This window comes from Cupriavidus pampae, from assembly GCF_914271485.1.
GTDB classification, from domain to species: Bacteria; Pseudomonadota; Gammaproteobacteria; order Burkholderiales; family Burkholderiaceae; genus Cupriavidus; species Cupriavidus pampae.
The window spans coordinates 36,121-57,602 of sequence record NZ_CAJZAG010000001.1; the positions used below are offsets into that span (position 1 = coordinate 36,121).

The window sequence follows — 21,482 nt, forward strand, 5'->3', positions numbered from 1 at the left end:
GACATGGGGGCGTGTCCGGAGGTCGGGGCGTGCTGGCTCATGTCAGTCTTCTCCACGCACCATGGTGAAAAATTCCACGCGGGTTTGCGCGGTCTCGGCAACTTCGCGTGCGGCGCGTGCGGCGAGGTCGGCATCGAGCGGGGCGATGACCGATGCCTGCACGCGCGCCTGCCACGTGGGCAGTTGCATCAGCGCATCGAGCACGGCCGCGCGTTCCGCGTGGCGCGCGCCACGGGCGCCGCAGCCTTGCAGATAAGCCACGCCGGCCACGCCATCGCCATCGCCACCGACGTCGCCACCGATGTCGAGCACCACCGCGCAGCGCGTCACCGACACTTCGCCGAGGTTGAACTGCGCGCCGGTACCGCCGGCACGCGCACGCACCATCGTCATGCCGCTCTCGGGCTTGCGCAGAAAGCGATACGCGGGCACTTCACCATCGCGCGTCAGTCGGTCCCACGCGGCATCGAGCGCGTCCGGTCCCGCCAGCGCGAGAATCCGCATCCATGCGGCGCGCGCCACGTTAGCGTTGCCGGTTACGTCAGCCTCGCTGGAAATCTGGGTGTTCATTCTTACCCCTATACGTCTATACGTTTAGATGTACACTACCACAACAGGGCGTAACTAGACCATACGCGGATGACGCTTTGATGACGCGTGCACGGATGGTCTGACGTGCTTTTCCATCCCGCATATCGGCTCGCGGCCGGCGCTGCACTGAGGCACAATCTCATGGTTTTGATGAATGCTTGATGACACGAGGCGGGACGAGATGTCTGAACGGGAAGTCGAACGCGGCTCGGGTGTAGCTGTGTGGCGCCAGATTGGAGAAGCGCTGGCGGATGACATTCGCAACAAACTGTACGGGCCCGGCGAGCAGTTGCCGCCCGAGCCCGAGCTGGCCACGCGCTTCTCGGTCAATCGCCATACCATCCGTCGCGCGATGGGTGAGCTCGAGCTCAGCGGGCTGGTGCGCATCGAGCAGGGCCGCGGTACGTTCGTGCAGGAACATGCGATCGACTACGCAATCGGCCGACGCACGCGCTTTTCGCGCAACCTGGCCGCGCAGGGCATGCGCGGTCACAGCGAAATTCTCGAAGCACAACTGGTGCGCGCGCCCGAGGTCGCCAAGCATCTGGGCCTGCCGCGCACCGCGCAGGTCCTGCATGTGCAGATGATCGGCAAGGCCGAGGACCGCACCATCGATGTGGCCGAACACTACCTCGACCCCGTGCGCTTTCCGGAACTGGCGGAGCGCCTGCACGAGACGGGTTCGATTTCGCGCGCGCTAGCGCAGTACGGCATTGCCGATTACACGCGCAAATGGTCGCGCATCACGGCGGCCATGCCGTCGGCGCCGGTCGCGCGCCTGCTGAGCCAACCGAAGACGCGGCCCATACTGCAGGTAGAGGCGCTCAACGTGGACCTCGATGGGCAGCCGCTGCAGTACAGCATGACCCGTTTCGCGGGCGACTGGGTGCAGTTGACGGTCAGCGACAACGAGTAATGCAGGCTTGAATTTCGGACCAAGGGTGTGGGCATGTGCGCGGGCATGTGCAGCGTGCTCAGCATATTGGTCTAGACATCTGTTTGTCATGTCCTAACGCTAACGTGACGTTCATGCATACGACCACTTCTTCTCATCAGCCGCTTGCCGGCATTACGGGCCGCCGGGTGCTTGGCACCGGCGGCATTGCTCCCGCCACGCTCGGTATCGACGGCAGCCGTCTCGCTGAGCGCCCCTCACACAGTGGTACCTGCATCGATGCGGGCAATCTGCTCGTGCTGCCGGGCATCGTCGATATCCATGGCGATGCGTTCGAGCGCGCGGTGATGCCGCGCCCCGGTGTGAGTTTTCCGTACGCGAGCGCGCTGCTCGACGTCGATCGCCAGTTGCTGGCCCACGGCATCACGACCGAATTCCATGGCGTGACGCTGTCGTGGGAAGGCGGGCTGCGCGGCGAAGCGTATGCGCTGCGCATGTTCGAGGCGCTGTCCCAACTGCAGCACACGCTCGGTGCTTCGCACCGCGTGCATCTGCGCTTCGAGGCGTATCACCTGTCGGGTCTGGAGACGGCACTCGCGTGGATCGCCGACGGCCGCGTGGGCCTGCTGGCGATCAACGATCATCTGCCGACGACCGCGCGCCGCATGACCGACGATCGCAAGATGGCGCAATACGCCGATCGCGCCGAGTGCGACGTGGAAACGTTCCGCGAACGCCTGCGCACGGCCAGTCGCCATGCACCCGATGTGCCCGCGGCGATGGCGCGCCTGATCGCCGCCGCGCGCGCCGCCGGTCTGCCGGTGGCTTCGCATGACGATCCCGATGTGGTCACGCGTCAGCACTACCACCAGCAGGGCTGCGCGATCGCGGAGTTTCCGCTGACTGTCGATGCCGCGCGCGCGGCGCGCCAGCTTGGCAACGAGACCGTATTCGGCGCACCCAACGTCATGCGTGGGCAAAGCCATACCGGCGCGCCCAATGCGACCGAGATGGTTGCTGCCGGGCTGTGCACGGTGCTGGCCTCCGACTACTACTATCCGGCGCCGCTGCAGGCCGCGTTCAAGCTCGTGCAGCTGGGTGCGGCCGATCTGGCTGGCGCGTGGAACCTCGTGTCGCGCAATCCGGCGCGCGCGGGTGGCCTCACCGATCGCGGTGTCCTGCTGCCCGGCCTGCGTGCCGATGCGATTCTTGTCGATGACAGCCAGCCCGGCCTGCCGCGTGTGTGCGCGGCGATCGTCGGTGGCCAGCTGCGGCACGCGACCATGCCGTTGTCGACCGTCGAGGCGAGCGCGCTGGCTGCGGGTGGCGCCAGTCTCGCGGCTTGAGCGGGCGCTGCATGCAAGCGCATCGCTACGCGATCTACCTCGCGCCCGCGGAGCCGTTCCGCACGTTTGGCGCGCAATGGCTCGGCGCGGCAGCCTTGCCTGCGCCCGCCGATGATGACGCGCGTCGCCCGGCGTGGGTCGAAGCGCCCGCGCATTACGGACTGCATGCCACGCTGAAGCCGCCGTTCCGCCTGGCCGAGGGCACCGATGCGGGACTGCTCGATCGCACCGCCCGCGTGTTCGCGCGCGGACGCATGGCGTTCAATGTGCCGCTCGAACTGCGCGCGCTGCGCGGCTTTATCGCGTGGTGTCTCGGCGAGCATCCCGAAGGCGTGCGACAGATGCACGCGCTGGCCGACGATGCCGTGCGCGCGTTCGAGCCGTTTCGCGCACCGGCCACGCCGGCCGAGCTCGCGCGGCGCAATCCCGATCGGCTCAGCGATGCGCAACGCGCGATGTTGACGCAATGGGGCTATCCGTATCTGTTCGAGACGTTTGCGTTCCATATCACGCTGAGCGGCATGCTGGCCGAGCCGGACCTGCACGACGCGATGGCGCTGCTGGAGCGCCTGTCGGCACCGCTGCGCGATGTGCCGCTGCATGTGGATGGCATCAGCATCTTTGTGCAGCCCGCGGCCGGTGACGACTTCATGATCGGACGGCATTACGCATTCGACGGGACCGTCACCGATGGGGCTGGCGCTGCGTATCTGGTGCCATGATGAGCGGGACGACAACTTCGCACGCATCCGAGCCAGGCGGTGGGTTGTTCTACGTCATGGGCCCGTCGGGCAGTGGCAAGGACTCGCTGCTGCGCGCGTTGCGCGAGCGGCTCGGGCACAGTGATCGCATCGTTATCGCGCATCGCTACATCACGCGCGAGGCCGATGCCAATGAAGCGTCGGTGGCGTTGTCCGCCGACGAGTTTCATCGCCGCGAAGCGCTTGGCTGCATGGCGCTGCACTGGCATAGCCATGGCCTGCACTACGGTATCGGCATCGAGATCGAGACCTGGCTGGCGCAGGGTCTGCGCGTGATCATCAATGGTTCGCGGGAGTATCTGCACCAGGCGGTGAAGCGCTATCCGGCGTTATGCGCGGTGCATGTGCGCGTGCGGCCCGAGGTGCTGGGCGCGCGGCTGCGTCAGCGCGGGCGAGAGTCGGAGGCCGCGATCGCGGCGCGTCTGGCACGCGCCACGCAACCGTTCGCTGTGCCCGCGCACTGCCGGCTGATCGAACTCGACAACAGCGGCGATCTGAACGTTGCCGTGGAAAATCTGGCCACGATCGTGGCCGGTTGAGATAAGCCCCGCAAGGGGCTTATCTCGAACTCATCAGATGCGCGCACACCGCGCGGCCATTTCCATGTAGTGCGACAGCGGCGGGGTCGGCAGATCGACCACCTTCGCCAGATCGTCATAACGGCGCAGGCGTACCGCGGCCAGCGCATGCGGCTGCTCGGCGAACGCATCGGCCTGCGTCGCGTCGAACGGACCGCCCTGCAGCACCAGGCTGTGGACCGACGCCGGCGACAACGTATCGTGATAGCCCTGATCGCGCGCGCACAGATAGCGCTTGGCGGCCACGTGCAGTCGCACGGGTTCGGTGACGGCGTCGTCGAACAGCTCGGCCAGCGCGCTGGCTGCGGCTTCCTGATGACGCATATCCGTGGTGGAGCTCTCGGCCAGCATCAGATGGCCAACATCGTGCAGCAGCGCCGCGACGATCAACGGCTCGGGCTCGCCGGCCTGCTCGGCCAGCAGCGCGCACTGCAGCGCGTGCGCGGTCTGGCTGATGGCCTCGTCGCCGTAGTAGTTGGTGCCGTGAGCGGCAAACAGGTTTTCGATCTGCGGTAACGTCAGCATGATGTTCAAAGGTTCTCGTATATCGTTCAGACCAGCACCTTGCGGATCTGCGCGGACATCATGTCGATCGCGGTGACGAACAACACGATGATGATCATCACGGCGCAAGTCGGCGCGTACTGAAAGCTGCGGATGATCTCCCACAGCACGGTGCCGATGCCGCCCGCGCCCACGATGCCGACCACCGAGGCCGAGCGCACGTTAGACTCGAAGCGATACAGCGCGAACGACAGCCACAGCGGCAGCACCTGCGGAATCACGCCGTAGACGATCTCCTCGATCGGGCCGGCGCCGGTGGCGCGCACGCCTTCGACAGGACGCGGATCGATGGCCTCGACGGCCTCGGCAAACAGCTTGGCCAGCACGCCGGTGGTGTGCACCCAGATCGCCAGTACGCCCGCGAACGGGCCCAGGCCCACCGCGACGATAAACAGCATCGCGAAGACCATCTCGTTAATCGCGCGACAGGAATCCATCAGACGGCGCGCCGGTTGATAGACCCACGGCGGCACGATATTGGCCGAGCACAGCAGGCCCAGCGGCACGGCGAGCACGACGGCGAGCGCGGTGCCCCATACGGCGATCTGCACGGTCACGAGCATTTCGTCGAGGTAGCTACGCCACTCGCGGAAATCGGGCGGGAAGAAATCGGCGGCAAACTTCGCCATGTTGCCGGAGTCCTTCAACAGGTCGAGCGGGCGCATATCGGCGCCCTGCCACGACCACGCGAGCGTAGCCAGCAGAATCGCCCAGATCATCATCACGGCGAGCGACGTGCGCGGTGGGCGCACGGTCGACGGATTGCTGGGTGGCGGCATACCGGGTTTGAGGGTCAGGGACATGGCGGGAATAGGGGGTGTTCGGGTGAAACAGTGCGGATCGAAGTGCCTGGAGCCGGGGTGCATGGGCACCACCGGCTCCGTGCGCAACTCGACGCGATTAAGACGCGATTTAGACGCGAAATGACTGCGTGCGCGCTACGTGATTACTGCGTGCTGGCAGCGATCTTGTCGAGCTCGGCCAGGCGACGCGACACATCGGCCAGTTGCTTTTCCTTGTCGGCGGCGGCAAGCGAGTTGTCGGACTCGATCTTGGCCTTTTCCTTGGCCAGGTCGAGCTGACGAATCGGCACCAGCTGCGCGTCGGTGGACGGACGGAAGCCCTGATACGTCAGTGCGGCGAGCAACTGCTTCTCGCGCGCGGCGTCGGCACCCTTGCCGTAGTTCACGAAGAACGTCTTGATCTTGGTCTTGGTGTCGGCCGGCAGGTCCTTGCGGTAGACCAGCGGATCCGCCGGAATCAGCGGCGACTTCCACAGCACGCGCACCTGGTCGAGGGCGTTCTTGCCGGTGCTGATGCGATAGCGCTCAATCGCTTCGGTGTTGGCGACGGCCACGTCCACCTGCTTGTTCATCACCGACAGCAGATTGGTTTCATGGTTGGCGATGCGCACGGCCTTGAACAGCGTCTTCGGCTCGACCTTGTTGGCGGCCCACAGGTAGTAGCCCGGCACCGCGGTACCCGATGTCGAGTTCGGATCGCCGGCGCCATACGACAGATCCTTGCCGCGACGAATCACGTCCTCGACCGACTTCAGTTCGCTGTCCTTGTTCACCAGCAGCACCGACCAGTAGCCGGGGTTGCCGTCCTTGTCGATCACCGATGCGAACACTTCGCCGTTGGAGCGATCGACAGCCTCGATGGCGGCCTTGTTGCCGAACCAGGCGATCTGCACCTTGTTGAAGCGCATGGCTTCGATGATGCCGGCATAGTCCGAGGCGAAGAACGGCTTCACCTGCACGCCGAGCGCCTTGCTCATATCGTCGATGACGGGCTGCCACGCGTTCTTGAGGTTCGACGACGACTCCGTCGAGATAAAGCCGATGTTCAGGACTTTGGCGTCCTGCGCCAGCGCGGGCGTGGCGATGACGGCCATGGCGGCGACAGCGGCGAAGAAAGTTCTGCGAAGCATGGATGACTCCGGTTTGGAAACGTTGAGGTGAAAGCTCGGAAAGATTCGTCAGGCAGCAGCCATCGACACCGGGGCCGGCACGCGCGGCTCGGCATCGTGTTCGGGGTTGTGACCGGCGTGGTGTCCGATGTCGTGCGCGATGTCGTGCCCAATGTCGTGCAACAGTTCGTCGGCTTCGGTGCCATAGAGGTTGCGCAGCATCGACGGCGTCAGCGAGGCGGAAGGGCCGTCGTAGACCACCCGGCCATGACGCAGCGCGACCACGCGCGGGCAGTAACGCATCGCCACATCCACCTGATGCAGCGACACCACCACGGCCACCTTGCGTGCGCGATTGATCTCGGCCAGCAGCGTCATTACGCGGCGCGACGACTCGGGATCGAGCGAGGCGATGGGCTCGTCAGCGAGAATCACGTTGGCGTTCTGCACGAGCGTGCGCGCGATCGCGGCACGCTGCTGCTGTCCGCCGGACAGCGTCGACGCGCGTTGAAACGCATAGTCGTCTATACCAACCTGAGCAAGTGCATTGAGCCCAGCCTGGACTTCGGCGGCACGAAAGATTCGCAGCAGGCTGCGCCATTTCGGCACACGCGTGAGCAGACCCACCAGCACGTTGGTGATCACCGGCAGACGGCCGACCAGATTGAACTGCTGAAACACAAAACCGATTTCGGCGCGCACGCTGCGCACATTGCGCGCGAGACGGCCGTTGCGCTGCACGACGCGCCCGTTGACGAGGATCTCTCCCGCACCGGCATCGCCCGTGACGAATCCCGCCACGTGCCGCAGCAGCGTGGACTTGCCGGAGCCCGACGCGCCCAGCAGTGCCACCATTTCACCGGGCGCGACCGTCAGCGTGACATCGTCAAGCGCTTTGCGATCCGCACGGAACGTCTTCGAAAGTCCGCGGACCTCGATTGCATGCGTCATGTCCACTCCTCGTTGAATGACACGGCGCATTCTGGCCGGGGTGGATGACAGAACGATGACGGCGGGAAGAAGGAAGATGCGCGCCGCTCGCGGGCGTCAGAGGAGTGGGGGCGACGCCACATGCACCAAAAAGAACGCCCCGCTCTGGGGCGGGGCGTTTGCGCATGCAGTGGACTGCCAAGCCTGCTTCAGCGTCTACATCAAGATGATGTCGTACTGCTCTTGATGAAACGTAGATTCGACCTGCAGCGAGATCGGTTTGCCGATGAAGTCACCGAGCATCGCCAGATGCTGGCTTTCCTCTTCGAGGAACAGGTCGATGACTTCCTGTGAGGCGAGGATGCGGAATTCACGTGGGTTGAACTGACGGGACTCGCGCATGATCTCGCGCAGCACGTCGTAGCAGATCGTGCGCGGCGTTTTCACCTGGCCCTTGCCCGTGCACACCGGGCACTGCTCGCACAGCACGTGCGCAAGCGATTCGCGGGTGCGTTTGCGCGTCATCTCGACCAGCCCGAGCTGCGAGAAATTGTTGACCGTGATGCGCGTGCGGTCGCGCGAGAGCGCGCGCTTGAGTTCGGAGAGCACCTGATCGCGATGCTCGGCGTTCTCCATATCGATAAAGTCGATGATGATGATGCCGCCGAGATTGCGCAGGCGCAGCTGGCGCGCGATCGTATGTGCCGCTTCGAGGTTGGTCTTGAAGATCGTGTCGTCGAAGTTGCGCGCGCCGACGTAGCCGCCCGTGTTGACGTCGATCGTCGTCATCGCCTCGGTCTGGTCGATCATCAGGTAGCCACCCGATTTCAGATCGACGCGACGCGACAGCGCACGTTCGATCTCGGCGTCGATATTGAACAGATCGAAGATCGGCCGCTCGCCGGTGTAATGCGACAGCCGGGGCAACACGGCGGGCGTGTATTCCTGCGCGAACTCCACGAGCTTCAGGTAGTTCTCGCGCGAGTCCACCTGGATCGAGCCGGTGGCTTCGCTGATGAAATCGCGCAGCACGCGCTGCGCAAGGTTCAGATCCTGATAGAGCAGACTCGGCGCGGGTAACGTCGTGGCATTGAGCTTGATCGACGACCAGATCTTGCGCAGATACGAGATGTCATTGCCAAGCTCGTCGTTGCTCGCTTCCTCCGCAATCGTGCGGACGATAAAGCCGCCACGTTCCTCGGCGGGCACGAGACTCTGCACGCGCGCGCGCAGCGCTTCGCGATCGACCTCGCCCTCGATGCGCTGGGAGATGCCGATATGCGGGTCCTGCGGCAGATAGACGAGCGTGCGCCCGGCAATGCTGACCTGCGTGGAGAGCCGCGCGCCCTTGGTGCCGATCGGGTCCTTGATGACCTGCACCATCAGTGCCTGGCCTTCGTAGAGCGTTTTCTCGATCGCGAGCGGCGCGCCGTTCTTGTTGTCCGGGTCGCGTGGATGCCAGATGTCGGCCACGTGCAGGAAGGCCGCGCGCTCGAGTCCGATATCAATGAACGCGGACTGCATGCCCGGCAGCACGCGCACGACCTTGCCGAGGTAGATGTTGCCGACCAGTCCGCGCGTGAGCGTGCGCTCGACGTGCAATTCCTGGACCGCGGCCTGCTGCACGATGGCGACGCGAGTCTCTTGCGGTGTGATGTTGACGAGGATGTCTTCAGTCATGGCGATGGATGCGCGTCTTTCCGGAATGGGCCGGCTCCCGCGGGACGAAAGGTTTCGTCTCAGAACCGCAATCCCGCCTCGCGCAACAGCGCGGCCGTCTCGAACAGGGGCAGTCCCATGATACCCGAATAGCTTCCGGAGATACGTTCGATGAACTCGGCCGCACGGCCCTGAATGCCATAGGCGCCGGCCTTGCCGAGCGGCTCGCCGCTGGAGACATAGCGCTCGATTTCGTCGGCATGCAGCGTGCGGAATGTGACGTCCGAGATCGACAACGCATGGTTGGTACCGGCCGCCGAGATCACCGTCACCGCGGTCAGCACGCGATGCGTGGTGCCGGAGAGCGCGGCGAGCATCGCAGTCGCTTCGGCGGCATCGGCGGGTTTGCCGAGGATGTCGCCGCCCCGGCAGACGGTGGTGTCGGAGGTCAGAATCGGCCGGGCGGGTAGCGAGCGCCCCTGGCGGCGCTGCAGTGCCGCGTTGGCCTTGAGCGCGCACACGCGCTGGACGTAGGCATCCGGCGACTCGCCAGGAAGCACGACCTCGAGCGCCTCGGCATCTTCAGCGGCATCGGCTAGCAGCAGTTCGTAGCGCACGCCCAACTGCGTGAGCAGTTCGCGGCGGCGCGGGCTTTGGGAGGCGAGGTAAAGAATGTCGTAGAGGGACGGGTCCATGGGTATAAGCATGGCACCACGCCAGTCAGACACGGTGCCTCAAACGCGATGATAGGGGTGGTTCTGCGTGACGGACCACGCGCGGTAGAGCTGCTCGGCCAGCAGCACGCGCACCATGCCGTGCGGCAGCGTGAGACTGGACAGACGAATGAGCGTGGTCGCGCGCGCCTTCAGCGCGGGATCGAGCCCGTCTGCGCCGCCGATCAGAAAGGCCACATCGCCGCCTTCGCGCTGCCAACCGGTCAGTTGCTCGGCCAGCTTGACGGTCGTGAGGTCCTTGCCGCGTTCATCGAGCGCGACGATGCGTGGACGTGTCAGCGGTGCGAGTGCGGCCTCGATGCGGGTCGCCTCGCGCTGCATCACGGTTGCCGCGTTGTTGCTCGACGAGCGCGCTTCCGGCTTGATTTCACGCAGTTCGATGCGCAACTCGGGCGGCATCCGTTTGGCATATTCGCCAAAACCAGCTTCGATCCAGGCAGGCATCTTGTGGCCAACCGCCACGATCACGAGTTGCATGCCGGAATCCGCCCGTTATGGTGCTATCAGGCAGTGCGCTTGCGAGCCGCGGTCTTGGCCGGCGCTTTCTTGGCAGGGGCCTTCCTGGCGGCGGTCTTGGGCGCAGCCGCTTTGGTAGCCGCCGCTTTGGTAGCCGCCGATTTGGTAGCCACCGTTTTGCCAGCCGTTTTAGTCGCGGTCTTGGTGCCAACCGTCTTCACCGGGGCCTTGCGCGTGGCGGTACCCGCCGCGGTCTTGCGCGCGGTGGTGCCGGCCGTCTTGCGCACCGGAGCCTTGAGGGGCACGCCCGTGGACGTCGTCTTGCGCGCGATGGCCTTGCGGCCGGTCACGGCGAGCGCGTCCGGATCGGAGTCCTCGTGACCCATCGGCGGCGACGGCTCCTTCATGCCTTCCGGCAGGCGGGCCAGCGCGGGCTTGAGGTTCGTCGCCCGCTTGGCGCGCGGTGCGGTGTCTTCCTCTTCCTCATCCATCGGCTCGCTGGCCTTGGCCAGGCCCTTGCCGCTGGTGAGCTTCATGCGCACCGGCTTGTCGCCCCAGATTTCCTCGAGGTTGTAGTACAGGCGCAACTGCGGCTGCATGATGTGGACCACCGCGTCGCCGCAGTCCACCAGCACCCACTCGCCGGTCTCCAGACCTTCGACGGCCACGATATGACCGCCGATTTCCTTGACGGTGTCGCGCACCGAGGCGGCCAGCGCCTTCGTCTGCCGATTCGAACTGCCGCTGGCGATCACCACCCGGTCGAACAATTCGGTCAGGTGAGTGGTGTCGAACACCTTGATGTCCTGCGCTTTGACATCCTCGAGCCCGTCGACGATGGCGCGTTGCAGTTTGCGAATATCCATGGTGTGTTCTTGTTCAGCCTTGATTCGGATTGGGAGGCGAGTCGCTTCGTGCCTTGCGGTACAGGCCGTGACTCGCGATGTAGTGTGCCACGCCGTCCGGCAACTGGTCATCAGCCAGATCATCGTCCGGCGTGCCACGGGCCAGACGGGCGCGCAGGCCGGTGGACGACAGATCGACGGCAAGCGTCTGATCGAGCCACATGCGGCCGGAGGGCGTGGATTGTATCAGGTGCTTGTCCCCGAGCCGCGATGCCATGCTGGCGCGCACCGGCCCTTCGAGCTCGGCAAGGTCGAAACCGGGTCGCGTGGCCACGCACAGGTGCACGTGCGCGAACAGGTCTTCCCATCCATGCCAGGTATGCAGGCGCAGCAATTGATCGGCCCCCATGAGCCAGGACAGCGACGCCTCGGGGCCATACTCCTCGCGCAATTGCCGCACGGTGTCGATCGTGTAGCTCGGGCCCGCGCGATCGACCTCCATGCGGCTGGCGTGCACCACGGCGTCGGTCTTGCCGACCGCGGCGGCGGCCAGTTCGGTCATGGCCAGACGGTCCGCGGCGGGCGTCACGTCGTCGCCTTTTTGCCACGATTGGCCGGTGGGAATCCACACCAGTTCATCGAGTGCGAGGTGTTCGACGAACAACTGTGCCAGTGCCACGTGCCCGCGATGGGGCGGATCGAAGGTGCCGCCGAGGATGCCGAGGCGGTAGGGACGATCGGCGGGACCGCCGTTGTTGCGCTGCAACGAAGAAGCGGAAGTCGTCATCGCGCCGCGCCGCCGATTGCCGCCCAGTCTTTTGGCGGCAGGAAATCCGTGTACAGCGCCGCTTCGGGGCTGCCCGGCTCGGGCTGCCAGTCGTAGCGCCAGTTGGCCTGCGGCGGCATCGACATCAGGATCGATTCGGCGCGGCCGCCCGACTGCAGCCCAAACAGCGTGCCGCGGTCGAACACCAGATTGAACTCGACGTAGCGACCGCGGCGATAGGCCTGGAACTCGCGTTCCCGCTCGCCATACGGTGTGTCCTTGCGCGCCAGCAGGATCGGCAGGTACGCGTCCAGGAACGCATCGCCGACGGCCTGCATCATCGCGAAACTGCGGTCGAAACCGAGCGCGGAGAAATCGTCGAAGAACACGCCGCCGATGCCGCGCGCCTCGCCGCGATGACGCAGGAAGAAATACTCGTCGCACCACTGCTTGAAGCGCGGGTACAGGTCATCGCCAAAGGGGCTGAGCGCCTGTTCACTGGTGCGATGGAAGTGCACGCAATCGTCGGTATTGCCGTAGTAGGGCGTCAGATCCATGCCGCCGCCGAACCACCAGACCGGCTCTGCATCGGGCTTGACGGCCATGAAGCAGCGCACGTTCATATGCACGGTCGGGACGTACGGATTGCGCGGATGGAACACCAGCGAGACGCCGGTGGCCTCGAAGCTGCGCCCCGCGAGTTCGGGGCGGTTGGCCGTGGCCGACGGGGGCAGGGTGTCGCCGCGCACGTCGGAAAACCCCACGCCCGCGCGCTCCATGACGGCGCCGCCCTCGAGAATCCGGGTACGGCCACTGCCGCGCAGACGTTCGGTGGGCGGCTTCTCCCAGGCGTCGGTCAGAAACGGCTGACCATCCACGGCTGCGATGGCATCGGTGATGCGGTCTTGCAGACCGAGCAGATAGGCACGGACTGCCTGGGAATCGATCATGATCGAGTAGATCGTATGGGCCGGTAGCAAAACCGCCGACGGTCGGTAACAACAGCGTCGGCGGTCATCGTGGTGTCATGTCACGATTGTACCGGCTGGGCCCGCCCCACGTGACGTGGAATGCGAGCCGGTCGGGGGAGCGTCCGGCCGCGTCAGCGGCGGATGGCGCGATAGCCAATGTCGGTGCGGTATTGCGCGCCGTCGAAGCGAATCTGCTCCACGGCCGCGTAGGCGTTCTTTTGTGCCGCCTTGACAGTATCTGCAAGACCCACCACGCACAGCACGCGTCCGCCGGTGGTCAGCAGCTTGCCGTCCTGCAGCGTGGTGCCCGCGTGGAACGTCACGGCATCGGCGGTTTCGGCCGGAATCCCGGTGATCTCGTCGCCGTTGCGCGGCGTGTCGGGATAGTTGTACGCGGCCATCACCACGCCGAGCGCGGTGCGGCGGTCCCAGTCGAGCTCCACTTCGTCCAGGCGCATGGTCACCGCGGCTTCCATCACGTCGACGAGGTCGGTCTTCAGGCGCGCCATGATCGGCTGCGTCTCCGGATCGCCCATGCGGCAGTTGAACTCGAGCGTCTTCGGGTTCCCGTCCTTGTCGATCATCAGGCCGGCGTACAGGAAGCCCGTGTACGTAATGCCGTCCTTCTCCATGCCGCGCACCGTCGGCAGGATGATCTCGCGCAGCGCGCGCGCATGCAGCGCCGGCGTGACCACCGGGGCTGGTGAATAGGCACCCATGCCGCCCGTGTTGGGGCCGGCATCGGCGTCGAGCAGGCGCTTGTGATCCTGGCTGGTGGCCAGCGCCAGCACGTTCTTGCCATCGACCAGCACGATGAAGCTGGCTTCCTCGCCCTCGAGGAACTCCTCGATCACGACGCGCGCGCCGGCATCGCCGAGCTTGTTGTCGGCCAGCATCATGTCCACGGCCGCATGCGCTTCCTCGAGCGACATCGCCACCACCACGCCCTTGCCGGCGGCCAGGCCATCGGCCTTGATCACGATCGGTGCGCCCTGCGCATCGATATAGGCATGCGCGCGCGCCGCGTCGGAGAAGGTCTCGTAGGCAGCCGTGGGAATGTGGTGCCGATGCATGAAGGCCTTGGCGAAGTCCTTCGACGACTCGAGTTGCGCCGCCGCCCGCGTCGGCCCGAAGATGCGCAGGCCGCGCGCGCGGAACACGTCCACGATGCCGGCGGCAAGCGGCGCCTCGGGTCCGACCACGGTGAAGTTCACGCCTTCGCGTTCGGCGAATGCGGCAAGGACTTCGGGGTCGGTCAGCGGCACGTTCTGCAGGCGCTTGTCGAGCGCGGTCCCGCCATTGCCGGGCGCTACGTAGACGACCTGAATCTTTGGCGACTGGGCCAACTTCCAGGCCAGCGCATGTTCACGGCCACCGGAGCCGACAACCAATACTTTCATGATCACTGCCAGATATGAAACGCATGCGAGAGGCGGGCGCTGTCACGCGCCGCCCCGCCGCCGTTTCGGGTTCGAGTCGCGCCGAGGCGTTACTCCTCGATGACCGCGTTGGTGAAGACTTCCTGCACGTCGTCCAGGTTTTCCAGGGCATCGAGCAGTTTCTGCATCTTCACGGCGTCATCGCCGGTAAAGCTCACTTCGTTTTGCGGCTTCATCACGACGTCCGCCAGCTCGGCCTTGAAGCCCGCGGCTTCCAGCGCGGACTTCACCGCGGAGAAGTCGTTGGGCGGGCAGATGACTTCGATCGAGGTGTCTTCATTGGTCACCACATCGTCGGCGCCGGCTTCGAGCGCGGCGTCCATCAGCTTGTCCTCGGGCGTGCCCGGGGCAAACAGGAACTGGCCGCAATGCGTGAACATGAACGCCACCGAGCCTTCGTTGCCCATGTTGCCGCCATGCTTCGAGAACGCGTGGCGCACTTCGGCCACGGTACGCGTGCGATTGTCGGTCAGGCAGTCCACGATGATCGCGGCACCCGCGAGGCCGTAGCCCTCGTAGCGGATTTCTTCGTAGTTGGCGCCCTCGAGGCCACCCACACCGCGCTGGATCGCGCGCTGGATGTTGTCCTTGGGCATGTTGGCGTCCATCGCCTTGTCCATCGACAGGCGCAGGCGCGGGTTGGAATCGGCATCGCCGCCGCCGAGCTTGGCGGCCACGGTGATTTCCTTGATCAGTCTCGTCCAGACTTTGCCGCGCTTGGCATCAGCGGCGGCTTTTTTGTGCTTGATGTTGGCCCATTTTGAATGACCGGCCATGATTTCTTCTCTCCGAGGCGGATACGCTTGATGGTGCGAGTCTCACGGCGCGGGGTCTTGCAGCGAGTTGCGCCGCGCGCGCGATGTGATGGATGTGCCAATCTGCTGGCTATAATCAGCGCAGGATTTTATCACGCGGCCAAGTCGCACTGACGCGCCGCGCGTGCTAACAGAGACTCCCATGGCCGATCCCATCCTCCTTGCCAAGAACGCCGAGCACGAATTGGTGCTGCTGCCCGAGATGGGTAACCGGCATGGCCTCATCACCGGCGCCACCGGCACCGGCAAGACCGTCACCCTGCAGACCCTCGCCCAGGGATTCTCGCGCCTGGGCGTGCCGGTGTTTATGGCTGACGTCAAAGGTGACTTGACCGGCATTTCCCAGCCGGGTCAGCCCTCCGAGAAACTCAAGGCCCGGCTTGCCGAGCATGGCCTGCCCGAACCCGCATGGGGTGGGTGCCCGACCACGCTGTGGGATGTGTTCGGCGAAAAGGGCCATCCCGTGCGCGCCACGGTGTCCCATATGGGGCCGTTGCTGCTGTCGCGCATGCTCGAGCTCAACGACACCCAGCAGGGCGTGCTGAACCTCGTGTTCCGCATTGCCGATGCCAACGGCCTGCTGCTGCTTGATGCCAAGGATCTGCGCGCGATGCTGCAGTACGTCGGCGACAATGCGGCGCAGTTCACCACCGAGTACGGCAATATCTCGGCGGCGTCGATCGGCGCGATCCAGCGCGGACTGGTGGCGCTGGAGTCGCAGGGTGCCGACCAGTTCTTCGGGGAGCCGATGCTCAACCTCGAGGACTTCATCCAGACCGAGAAAGGGCAGGGGGTCATCAATATCCTGTCCGCGGACAAGCTGATGAACGCGCCGCGCCTGTACGCGACGTTCCTGCTGTGGATGCTGTCGGAACTGTTCGAAAAGATGCCCGAGGCGGGCGATCTCGACAAACCGAAGCTCGTGTTCTTCTTCGACGAGGCCCATCTGCTGTTCAATGACGCCCCCAAGGGCCTGCTCGACAAGATCGAGCAAGTGGTGCGGCTGGTGCGCTCGAAGGGTGTTGGCGTGTATTTCGTCACGCAGAATCCGCTTGATATTCCCGATACCGTGCTTGGCCAGCTCGGCAACCGCGTCCAGCATGCGCTGCGCGCGTTCACGCCGCGCGACCAGAAGGCTGTCAAGGTAGCGGCGACGACCATGCGTGCCAATCCGAAGCTCTCGCTGGAGCAGGCCATTGGCGAGCTTGGTGTGGGCGAGGCGCTGGTGTCGTGCCTCGATGCCAAGGGCACGCCGGGTATTACCGAGCGAGCGTGGGTGCTGGCGCCGGGCAGCCGCATCGGTCCGATCAACGACGAGGAACGCAGGCAGTTGATTGCCACCTCGCTGGTGGCGGGGGCCTACGAACAGGCGATCGACCGCGAGTCCGCCTACGAGAAGCTGCGCGCCGGGGTAGCTAACGGCGGCGGCAATGGAGGGCGTGGCAAGGCCGCTACGCCCGCGAAGGTGCCAACCGACGCGTCCGCGCCAGCGTCAACGGACGCTACCGGTGCAACAGGCGGCGGGGCGGGCGACAGTGCGGGCGGCTGGCTCGGCCAGGCCGGCGATATCTTCGGCACGCTGACGCGTGGCACCGGCAAGAGCGGTCGCGGCGATTCGATCATCGAGTCGATGGCCAAGTCCGCGGCGCGCACGGTCGGCTCGCAGGTCGGCCGCGAATTGATTCGAGGCGTGCTCGGCAGCCTGCTGGGGTCTGGCCGCAAGAAATAGCGCCACATTGCCTGCCGAATGAAACAAGGGCCGCCTTTTGGGCGGCCCTTGTTTTTGCTGCAAGGAAAGTAGAGCACCGATGAAAATGCTCGTGAGAAAGCTTATTGATTTATTTGAATTTTAAAAATAAGCCAAACCTTATTTATGTGAAACAATGTTCAATATTTGCGTAAATACGTAGATAAGATGTTGATTTATAAGGATAAAAATAACTTGTGAGTGGCTTGTCAGGACGCAACATCGGCAATCAATGGCATTGAGCATATCAAATCGATGATTTCATAATTCACTCGCTCGCAAGAATTGGCTTGCGAAAATATAAGAGAGTCGAATTTATGAACTTCAAGGTTCTGCCTATTGCTGCCGCAGTCATGCTTTCCACCTCGGCCTTTGCGCAATCGAGTGTCACGCTGTATGGCGTGCTCGATGTCGGCGTTCAGTATCGGACCGGTCTGCCGACCGCGGGCGGCAAGTCCTCGCTCGACATGACGTCCGGTGGCATGGCGGGCAGCCGCTGGGGCCTGCGCGGTACCGAAGACCTCGGTGGCGGTCTCAAAGGGGTCTTCGTGCTCGAGAACGGGTTCAATCTCGATACCGGCACGTCCGCACAGAACAATCGCCTGTTCGGTCGCAAGGCATACGTCGGTCTGGCCGGAAACTGGGGGCAACTGACCCTGGGCCGTCACGAGACCCCGGCCTTCGATTTTGCGCTGCAGTTCGACCCGATGGTCCTGGCCAACTACTCGCTGGCCACGCAGGATGGCGCGTTTGCGGGTCGTGCCGACAACTCGATCAAGTATTCGGCGAACTTCAGCGGTGTCACGGTCAACGCGCTGTACAGCTTCGGTGCAAACACGGGCGGTGGCGGCTGGGGCGAAGTGCCGGGCAAGGCGAAGCTTGGCGCGGAGTCGAGCCTTGGACTGGGCTATGCATCCGGTCCGTTCGCGGTGGGTGTGGTCGTGGATCAGATCAATGTCGGCGCGCCCAACGGCACGGTTGCCCGCATTCCGAAGTCGGACGACATGAAGATCCGCCGCGCGGCATTGGCCGGCTCTTACGCCGTCGGGCCGGTCAAGATGTATGCGGGCTATCGCTGGGCCAAGGCCTACAGCTTCGCCACGCTGCCGGGCACGGACGGCAAGAACTCGTCGAATCTGTACTGGCTGGGTCTCGGCTATCAGATCACGCCGGCGTTTGCGATGACGGGCGCGGCCTATTATCAGGATGTGCGCGGCTCGGGCGCCGATCCGTGGACCTTCGTGCTGTCCGCTGACTACGCGTTCTCCAAGCGGACCGATGCGTACTGGAACCTGAGCTATGCCATGAACCGGGAAGGGTCGAACATGGGCGTGGCCGCCACGGGTATCGGCGGCAGCGGCTATGGTACGGCTGCCATCGGCGCAAACCAGTTTGGTACGACCATCGGCCTGCGCCATAAGTTCTGACGCGGCACGCAGTACGGGCGGGTGGGTGTGGCCACCCGCCCATTAACTCAATTCTTGGTGCCGAACAACCGGTCGCCGGCGTCGCCGAGACCGGGCACGATGTACGCGTTCGCATCCAGATGGCTGTCCAGCGAGGCCACGAACAGCTTCACGCCCGGATGGGCTTTCTGGAACACCTCCACGCCTTCCGGCGCGGCGACCAGCGCCACGAACGTAATGGATTCATCCTTCACGCCGCGCTTCTTGAGCACGTCCACCGCATATGCGGCCGAGTAGCCGGTGGCGACCATCGGATCGCACAGGATAAAGCTGCGGTCCTCGAGGTCTGGCAGGCGCACCAGATATTCCACCGGGCGATGCTGATCGTCACGATATACGCCGATATGGCCGATACGGGCCGATGGAATCAGCTCGACGAGGCCATCGCTCATGCCCACGCCCGCGCGCAGCACAGGCACGATCGTGAGCTTCTTGCCGGCGATGACCGGTGCTTCCAGTGGTGTCAGCGGCGTTTCGATATGACGCGTGGTCAGCGGCAGGTTACGCGTGATCTCGTAGCCCATCAGCAGCGTGATCTCGCGCAGCAGCTCGCGGAACGTGCGCGTGGACGTTTCCTTGTCGCGCATGTGTGAGAGCTTGTGCTGAATCAGCGGGTGGTCGAGGATGAACAGATTGGGGAAGCGCGGATCGTGTGTCATGCGGCAGGCAGTCTGGAGCCCCCGGGCAGGGGGCTCGGCATAAGAGGAGCGGGCGCCGCGCGGCATGGCCGGCGCGGACCCGATGCAGCGCGATTGTAATGGCAATGCCCGCGGTCGGGTCGCAATGGCCTGATCGATGGCTCAGTCCACGGTGATGGCGGCGTCCTTCGCGACCTTGCCGAAACGGTCGTACTCGGTCTGCGTCAGCGTCTGCAGTTCCGCCGCGCTCGATCCCTTCGGATTGAAGCCGGCCTGGGTCAACTTGTCGCGCACGTCCGGCCGGGCCAGCGCTTCCACGAACGCGGCGTTGAGCGCCTGCACCACGGGTGCCGGCAGATTGGCCGGACCATAGACCCCGAACCACGGCTCCACCGAGTAACCGGCGAGGCCTGCCTCGGCCAGCGTCGGCACGTTCGGCAGCGACGGCGAACGCGTCTTGCCGGCCACCGCCAGCGCGCGCAGCTTGCCGGCCTGGATATGCGGCAGCGACGCCGGCAGGTTGTCGAACATCACCTGCAGGTGGCCGCCCAGCATGTCGTTGATGGCCGGGCTGCTGCCCTTGTACGGCACATGCACGAGCCCCGCCTGCGTCATCTGCGAGAACATCGCGCCGGCCAGATGCATCGAGGTGCCGGTGCCCGCGGTCGCATACGTCAGGCCCGGATGTGCCTTGGCATAGGCAATCAGCTCGGGCACCGTTTTCACGGGCAGGCTCTCGCTGACCTCCAGCACGATCGTCGAGGTGCCCAGCAGGCTGATCGCCGTGAAGTCCTTGCGCGGATCGAACGGGACGTGCTTGTAGATATGCGGATTGAGCGCATTGGTCGAGATCGCGCCAAAGCCGATCGTGTAGCCATCGGGCGCGGCCTTGGACACGGCGTCCATGCCGATATTGCCGCCCGCGCCGGGGCGGTTCTCGATCACCACCGGCTGGCCCAGCTTCTCGGCCACGCGCTGGCCGACCGTGCGCGCGACGAGGTCGGTAGTGCCACCGGCGGCGTAGGGCACGACGAAGCGGATCGGCTTGGACGGGTAGGCCTCGGCGGCGTGGCCCGCGCGCGGCAAGCCGAGGGCGAGCGTGACGGGCAGGGCGAGGACCAGCGCTGACTGCATCAGCGCGCGGCGCGCGCGCGACGGGTGATTGGTGGAAGGGCAGGCGAACGGCATGACTTGAATGTCTCCATGATGATTATCTTGGCGTCTGGTCCGCGCTTGTGACGCGGACCGCGCGCGAGCCATTGTAGGGGATCGACCGTGCGTCCGGAGTCGGTGCCTCCGTCGCCCTCCCGCACCCTCCTCGCCGTTGCGCCTTTTGACTTACAATCGGCGGGTTCCGGCGCACTCCGGCGTCCCCGCCAGCCGATCCGCATTGCCCGTCGCTTCCGTCATCGCCCCGTCGTCCCCGTGACCGCTTCCCAGAAGACCATTCCCCAATCCGCTCCGCATGCCGCGGCCATCGCGCAGCGCTCCGGTCTGGCCATTGCCGCCGTCGGCGCCGTGCTGTTCTCCGCCAAGGCGATCGTCGCCAAGCTCATGTACCGCTACAACGTGGATGCCGTCATGGTCATCACGTTGCGCATGCTGTTCGCGGTGCCGCTGTTCATGGCCATCGGCTGGTGGCAGGCGCGCAAGCTGCCGGCGCTGTCGTGGGCCGATCGCGGTCGCGTGGTCTTCCTCGGCTTTATCGGCTACTACCTGTCGAGCTTTCTCGATTTCATCGGTCTGCAGTACATCACCGCGGGGCTCGAGCGGCTGATCCTGTTCCTCACGCCCTCGTTCGTGCTGCTGGCCACGGCGTTCCTGTTCCGCCGCCCGATTCACGCACGGCAGTGGATCTCGCTGCTGCTGGCTTATGCGGGCATCCTGCTGGTGTTCGCGCATGACCTCGACGTCAGCGGCGCGCAGGTCTGGCTCGGTGGCGCGCTGGTGCTCGGCAGTGCGTTGTCGTATGGTGTGTATCTGATACTCAGCGGCGAGCTGGTAAAGCGCGTGGGCTCGCTGCGGCTCGTGGCGTATGCAATGTGCGTGTCCACCGCCTGCTGCGCGATCCAGTACGTGGTACTGGGCCGGCCGCTGGCCGAGCTCGCGCAGCCGGCTCCGGTGCTGTGGCTGTCGGTCTTGAACGCGGTGTTCTGTACCGTGCTGCCCGTGTCGATGACGATGGTCGCGGTGGCGCGCATCGGCGCACCGCTGGCCTCGCAGGCCGGCATGATCGGCCCGGTGTCCACGCTCGCCCTGGCATTCTGGCTGCTCGGCGAGCCGGTCACCGGCGTACAGCTCGCGGGAAGTGCGCTCGTGCTTGGTGGCATGTATCTGCTGTCCGCGCGCAAGACCTGATTTGCCCACAA

The 21,482-nt window shown here is 65.0% G+C and carries 22 protein-coding genes; 7 read left to right on the forward strand and 15 right to left on the reverse strand.

The features are described from left to right. Positions 1–42: 42 nt before the first annotated feature. The gene (phnG, locus tag LDO41_RS00185) at positions 43–570 is read right to left on the reverse strand and encodes a phosphonate C-P lyase system protein PhnG (RefSeq protein ID WP_223980360.1); all 528 of its coding nucleotides are present in this window, start codon (positions 568–570) and stop codon (positions 43–45) included. 202 nt (positions 571–772) lie between these two features. Between phnG and phnF the strand changes: the two genes are divergently transcribed. From phnF to phnN, 4 genes are all read left to right on the forward strand, one after another. Beyond that, positions 773–1,507, forward strand: coding sequence for a phosphonate metabolism transcriptional regulator PhnF (phnF, locus tag LDO41_RS00190; RefSeq protein ID WP_223980362.1), 735 nt, complete (start codon positions 773–775; stop codon positions 1,505–1,507). A 113-nt stretch (positions 1,508–1,620) separates the two neighbouring features. Next, positions 1,621–2,832: an alpha-D-ribose 1-methylphosphonate 5-triphosphate diphosphatase gene (locus LDO41_RS00195; protein WP_223980364.1), complete on the forward strand. Its 1,212-nt coding sequence runs from the start codon at positions 1,621–1,623 to the stop codon at positions 2,830–2,832. A gap of 11 nt (positions 2,833–2,843) precedes the next feature. After that, entirely contained in the window at positions 2,844–3,554 is a 711-nt protein-coding gene (locus LDO41_RS00200; RefSeq protein ID WP_223980366.1) for a DUF1045 domain-containing protein, read from the forward strand. Continuing rightward, positions 3,554–4,132 (forward strand): phosphonate metabolism protein/1,5-bisphosphokinase (PRPP-forming) PhnN, encoded by a 579-nt coding sequence (gene phnN / locus LDO41_RS00205; protein ID WP_223980368.1) that lies wholly within the window; start codon positions 3,554–3,556, stop codon positions 4,130–4,132. Before LDO41_RS00200 ends, phnN begins: the two co-directional genes overlap by 1 nt. 33 nt (positions 4,133–4,165) lie before the next feature. Here phnN and LDO41_RS00210 read toward each other — a convergent pair whose 3' ends face one another. From LDO41_RS00210 to LDO41_RS00265, 12 genes are all read right to left on the reverse strand, one after another. Beyond that, positions 4,166–4,696 carry a phosphonate degradation HD-domain oxygenase gene (locus tag LDO41_RS00210; protein ID WP_223982289.1) on the reverse strand — a complete coding sequence of 177 codons (531 nt, stop codon included), beginning with the start codon at positions 4,694–4,696 and terminating at the stop codon, positions 4,166–4,168. Positions 4,697–4,722: 26 nt separating this feature from the next. Continuing rightward, a complete protein-coding gene (gene phnE / locus LDO41_RS00215) occupies positions 4,723–5,538 on the reverse strand; it encodes a phosphonate ABC transporter, permease protein PhnE (RefSeq protein WP_223980370.1) in 816 nt (271 codons plus the stop codon). Between the two features lie 143 nt (positions 5,539–5,681). After that, positions 5,682–6,668, reverse strand: coding sequence for a phosphonate ABC transporter substrate-binding protein (gene phnD / locus LDO41_RS00220; protein ID WP_223980372.1), 987 nt, complete (start codon positions 6,666–6,668; stop codon positions 5,682–5,684). Between the two features lie 48 nt (positions 6,669–6,716). Further along, positions 6,717–7,598: a phosphonate ABC transporter ATP-binding protein gene (phnC, locus tag LDO41_RS00225; protein WP_223980375.1), complete on the reverse strand. Its 882-nt coding sequence runs from the start codon at positions 7,596–7,598 to the stop codon at positions 6,717–6,719. Between the two features lie 195 nt (positions 7,599–7,793). Beyond that, on the reverse strand, positions 7,794–9,257 hold the full coding sequence (gene rng / locus LDO41_RS00230; RefSeq protein WP_223980378.1) for a ribonuclease G: 1,464 nt from the start codon (positions 9,255–9,257) through the stop codon (positions 7,794–7,796). 59 nt (positions 9,258–9,316) lie between these two features. Beyond that, on the reverse strand, positions 9,317–9,931 hold the full coding sequence (locus LDO41_RS00235) for a Maf family protein (protein WP_223980381.1): 615 nt from the start codon (positions 9,929–9,931) through the stop codon (positions 9,317–9,319). A gap of 39 nt (positions 9,932–9,970) precedes the next feature. Continuing rightward, entirely contained in the window at positions 9,971–10,447 is a 477-nt protein-coding gene (gene rlmH / locus LDO41_RS00240; RefSeq protein ID WP_223980384.1) for a 23S rRNA (pseudouridine(1915)-N(3))-methyltransferase RlmH, read from the reverse strand. Positions 10,448–10,473: 26 nt separating this feature from the next. Continuing rightward, on the reverse strand, positions 10,474–11,292 hold the full coding sequence (rsfS, locus tag LDO41_RS00245; RefSeq protein WP_223980387.1) for a ribosome silencing factor: 819 nt from the start codon (positions 11,290–11,292) through the stop codon (positions 10,474–10,476). Between the two features lie 13 nt (positions 11,293–11,305). Beyond that, entirely contained in the window at positions 11,306–12,058 is a 753-nt protein-coding gene (locus LDO41_RS00250; protein ID WP_223980389.1) for a nicotinate-nucleotide adenylyltransferase, read from the reverse strand. Continuing rightward, positions 12,055–12,987, reverse strand: a complete 933-nt coding sequence (hemF, locus tag LDO41_RS00255; RefSeq protein ID WP_223980391.1) for an oxygen-dependent coproporphyrinogen oxidase — start codon at positions 12,985–12,987, stop codon at positions 12,055–12,057. Before hemF ends, LDO41_RS00250 begins: the two co-directional genes overlap by 4 nt. A gap of 152 nt (positions 12,988–13,139) precedes the next feature. Then, positions 13,140–14,408: a phosphoribosylamine--glycine ligase gene (purD, locus tag LDO41_RS00260; protein WP_223980393.1), complete on the reverse strand. Its 1,269-nt coding sequence runs from the start codon at positions 14,406–14,408 to the stop codon at positions 13,140–13,142. 89 nt (positions 14,409–14,497) lie between these two features. Further along, on the reverse strand, positions 14,498–15,223 hold the full coding sequence (locus LDO41_RS00265; RefSeq protein WP_223980395.1) for a YebC/PmpR family DNA-binding transcriptional regulator: 726 nt from the start codon (positions 15,221–15,223) through the stop codon (positions 14,498–14,500). A gap of 181 nt (positions 15,224–15,404) precedes the next feature. On the opposite strand from LDO41_RS00265, the gene LDO41_RS00270 reads away from it, so the two are divergent. Together LDO41_RS00270 and LDO41_RS00275 are read left to right on the forward strand one after the other, a co-directional pair. Then, complete coding sequence (locus LDO41_RS00270; protein ID WP_223980397.1) at positions 15,405–16,991, forward strand: helicase HerA-like C-terminal domain-containing protein; 1,587 nt, start codon at positions 15,405–15,407, stop codon at positions 16,989–16,991. Between the two features lie 335 nt (positions 16,992–17,326). Next, positions 17,327–18,436, forward strand: coding sequence for a porin (locus LDO41_RS00275; protein ID WP_223980399.1), 1,110 nt, complete (start codon positions 17,327–17,329; stop codon positions 18,434–18,436). A 47-nt stretch (positions 18,437–18,483) separates the two neighbouring features. Here LDO41_RS00275 and upp read toward each other — a convergent pair whose 3' ends face one another. Together upp and LDO41_RS00285 are read right to left on the reverse strand one after the other, a co-directional pair. Next, positions 18,484–19,134: a uracil phosphoribosyltransferase gene (upp, locus tag LDO41_RS00280; RefSeq protein WP_223980403.1), complete on the reverse strand. Its 651-nt coding sequence runs from the start codon at positions 19,132–19,134 to the stop codon at positions 18,484–18,486. A 141-nt stretch (positions 19,135–19,275) separates the two neighbouring features. Then, positions 19,276–20,247 (reverse strand): Bug family tripartite tricarboxylate transporter substrate binding protein, encoded by a 972-nt coding sequence (locus LDO41_RS00285; RefSeq protein ID WP_377741179.1) that lies wholly within the window; start codon positions 20,245–20,247, stop codon positions 19,276–19,278. A gap of 312 nt (positions 20,248–20,559) precedes the next feature. On the opposite strand from LDO41_RS00285, the gene LDO41_RS00290 reads away from it, so the two are divergent. Then, positions 20,560–21,471 (forward strand): DMT family transporter, encoded by a 912-nt coding sequence (locus LDO41_RS00290; RefSeq protein ID WP_223982292.1) that lies wholly within the window; start codon positions 20,560–20,562, stop codon positions 21,469–21,471. Positions 21,472–21,482 lie beyond the last annotated feature (11 nt).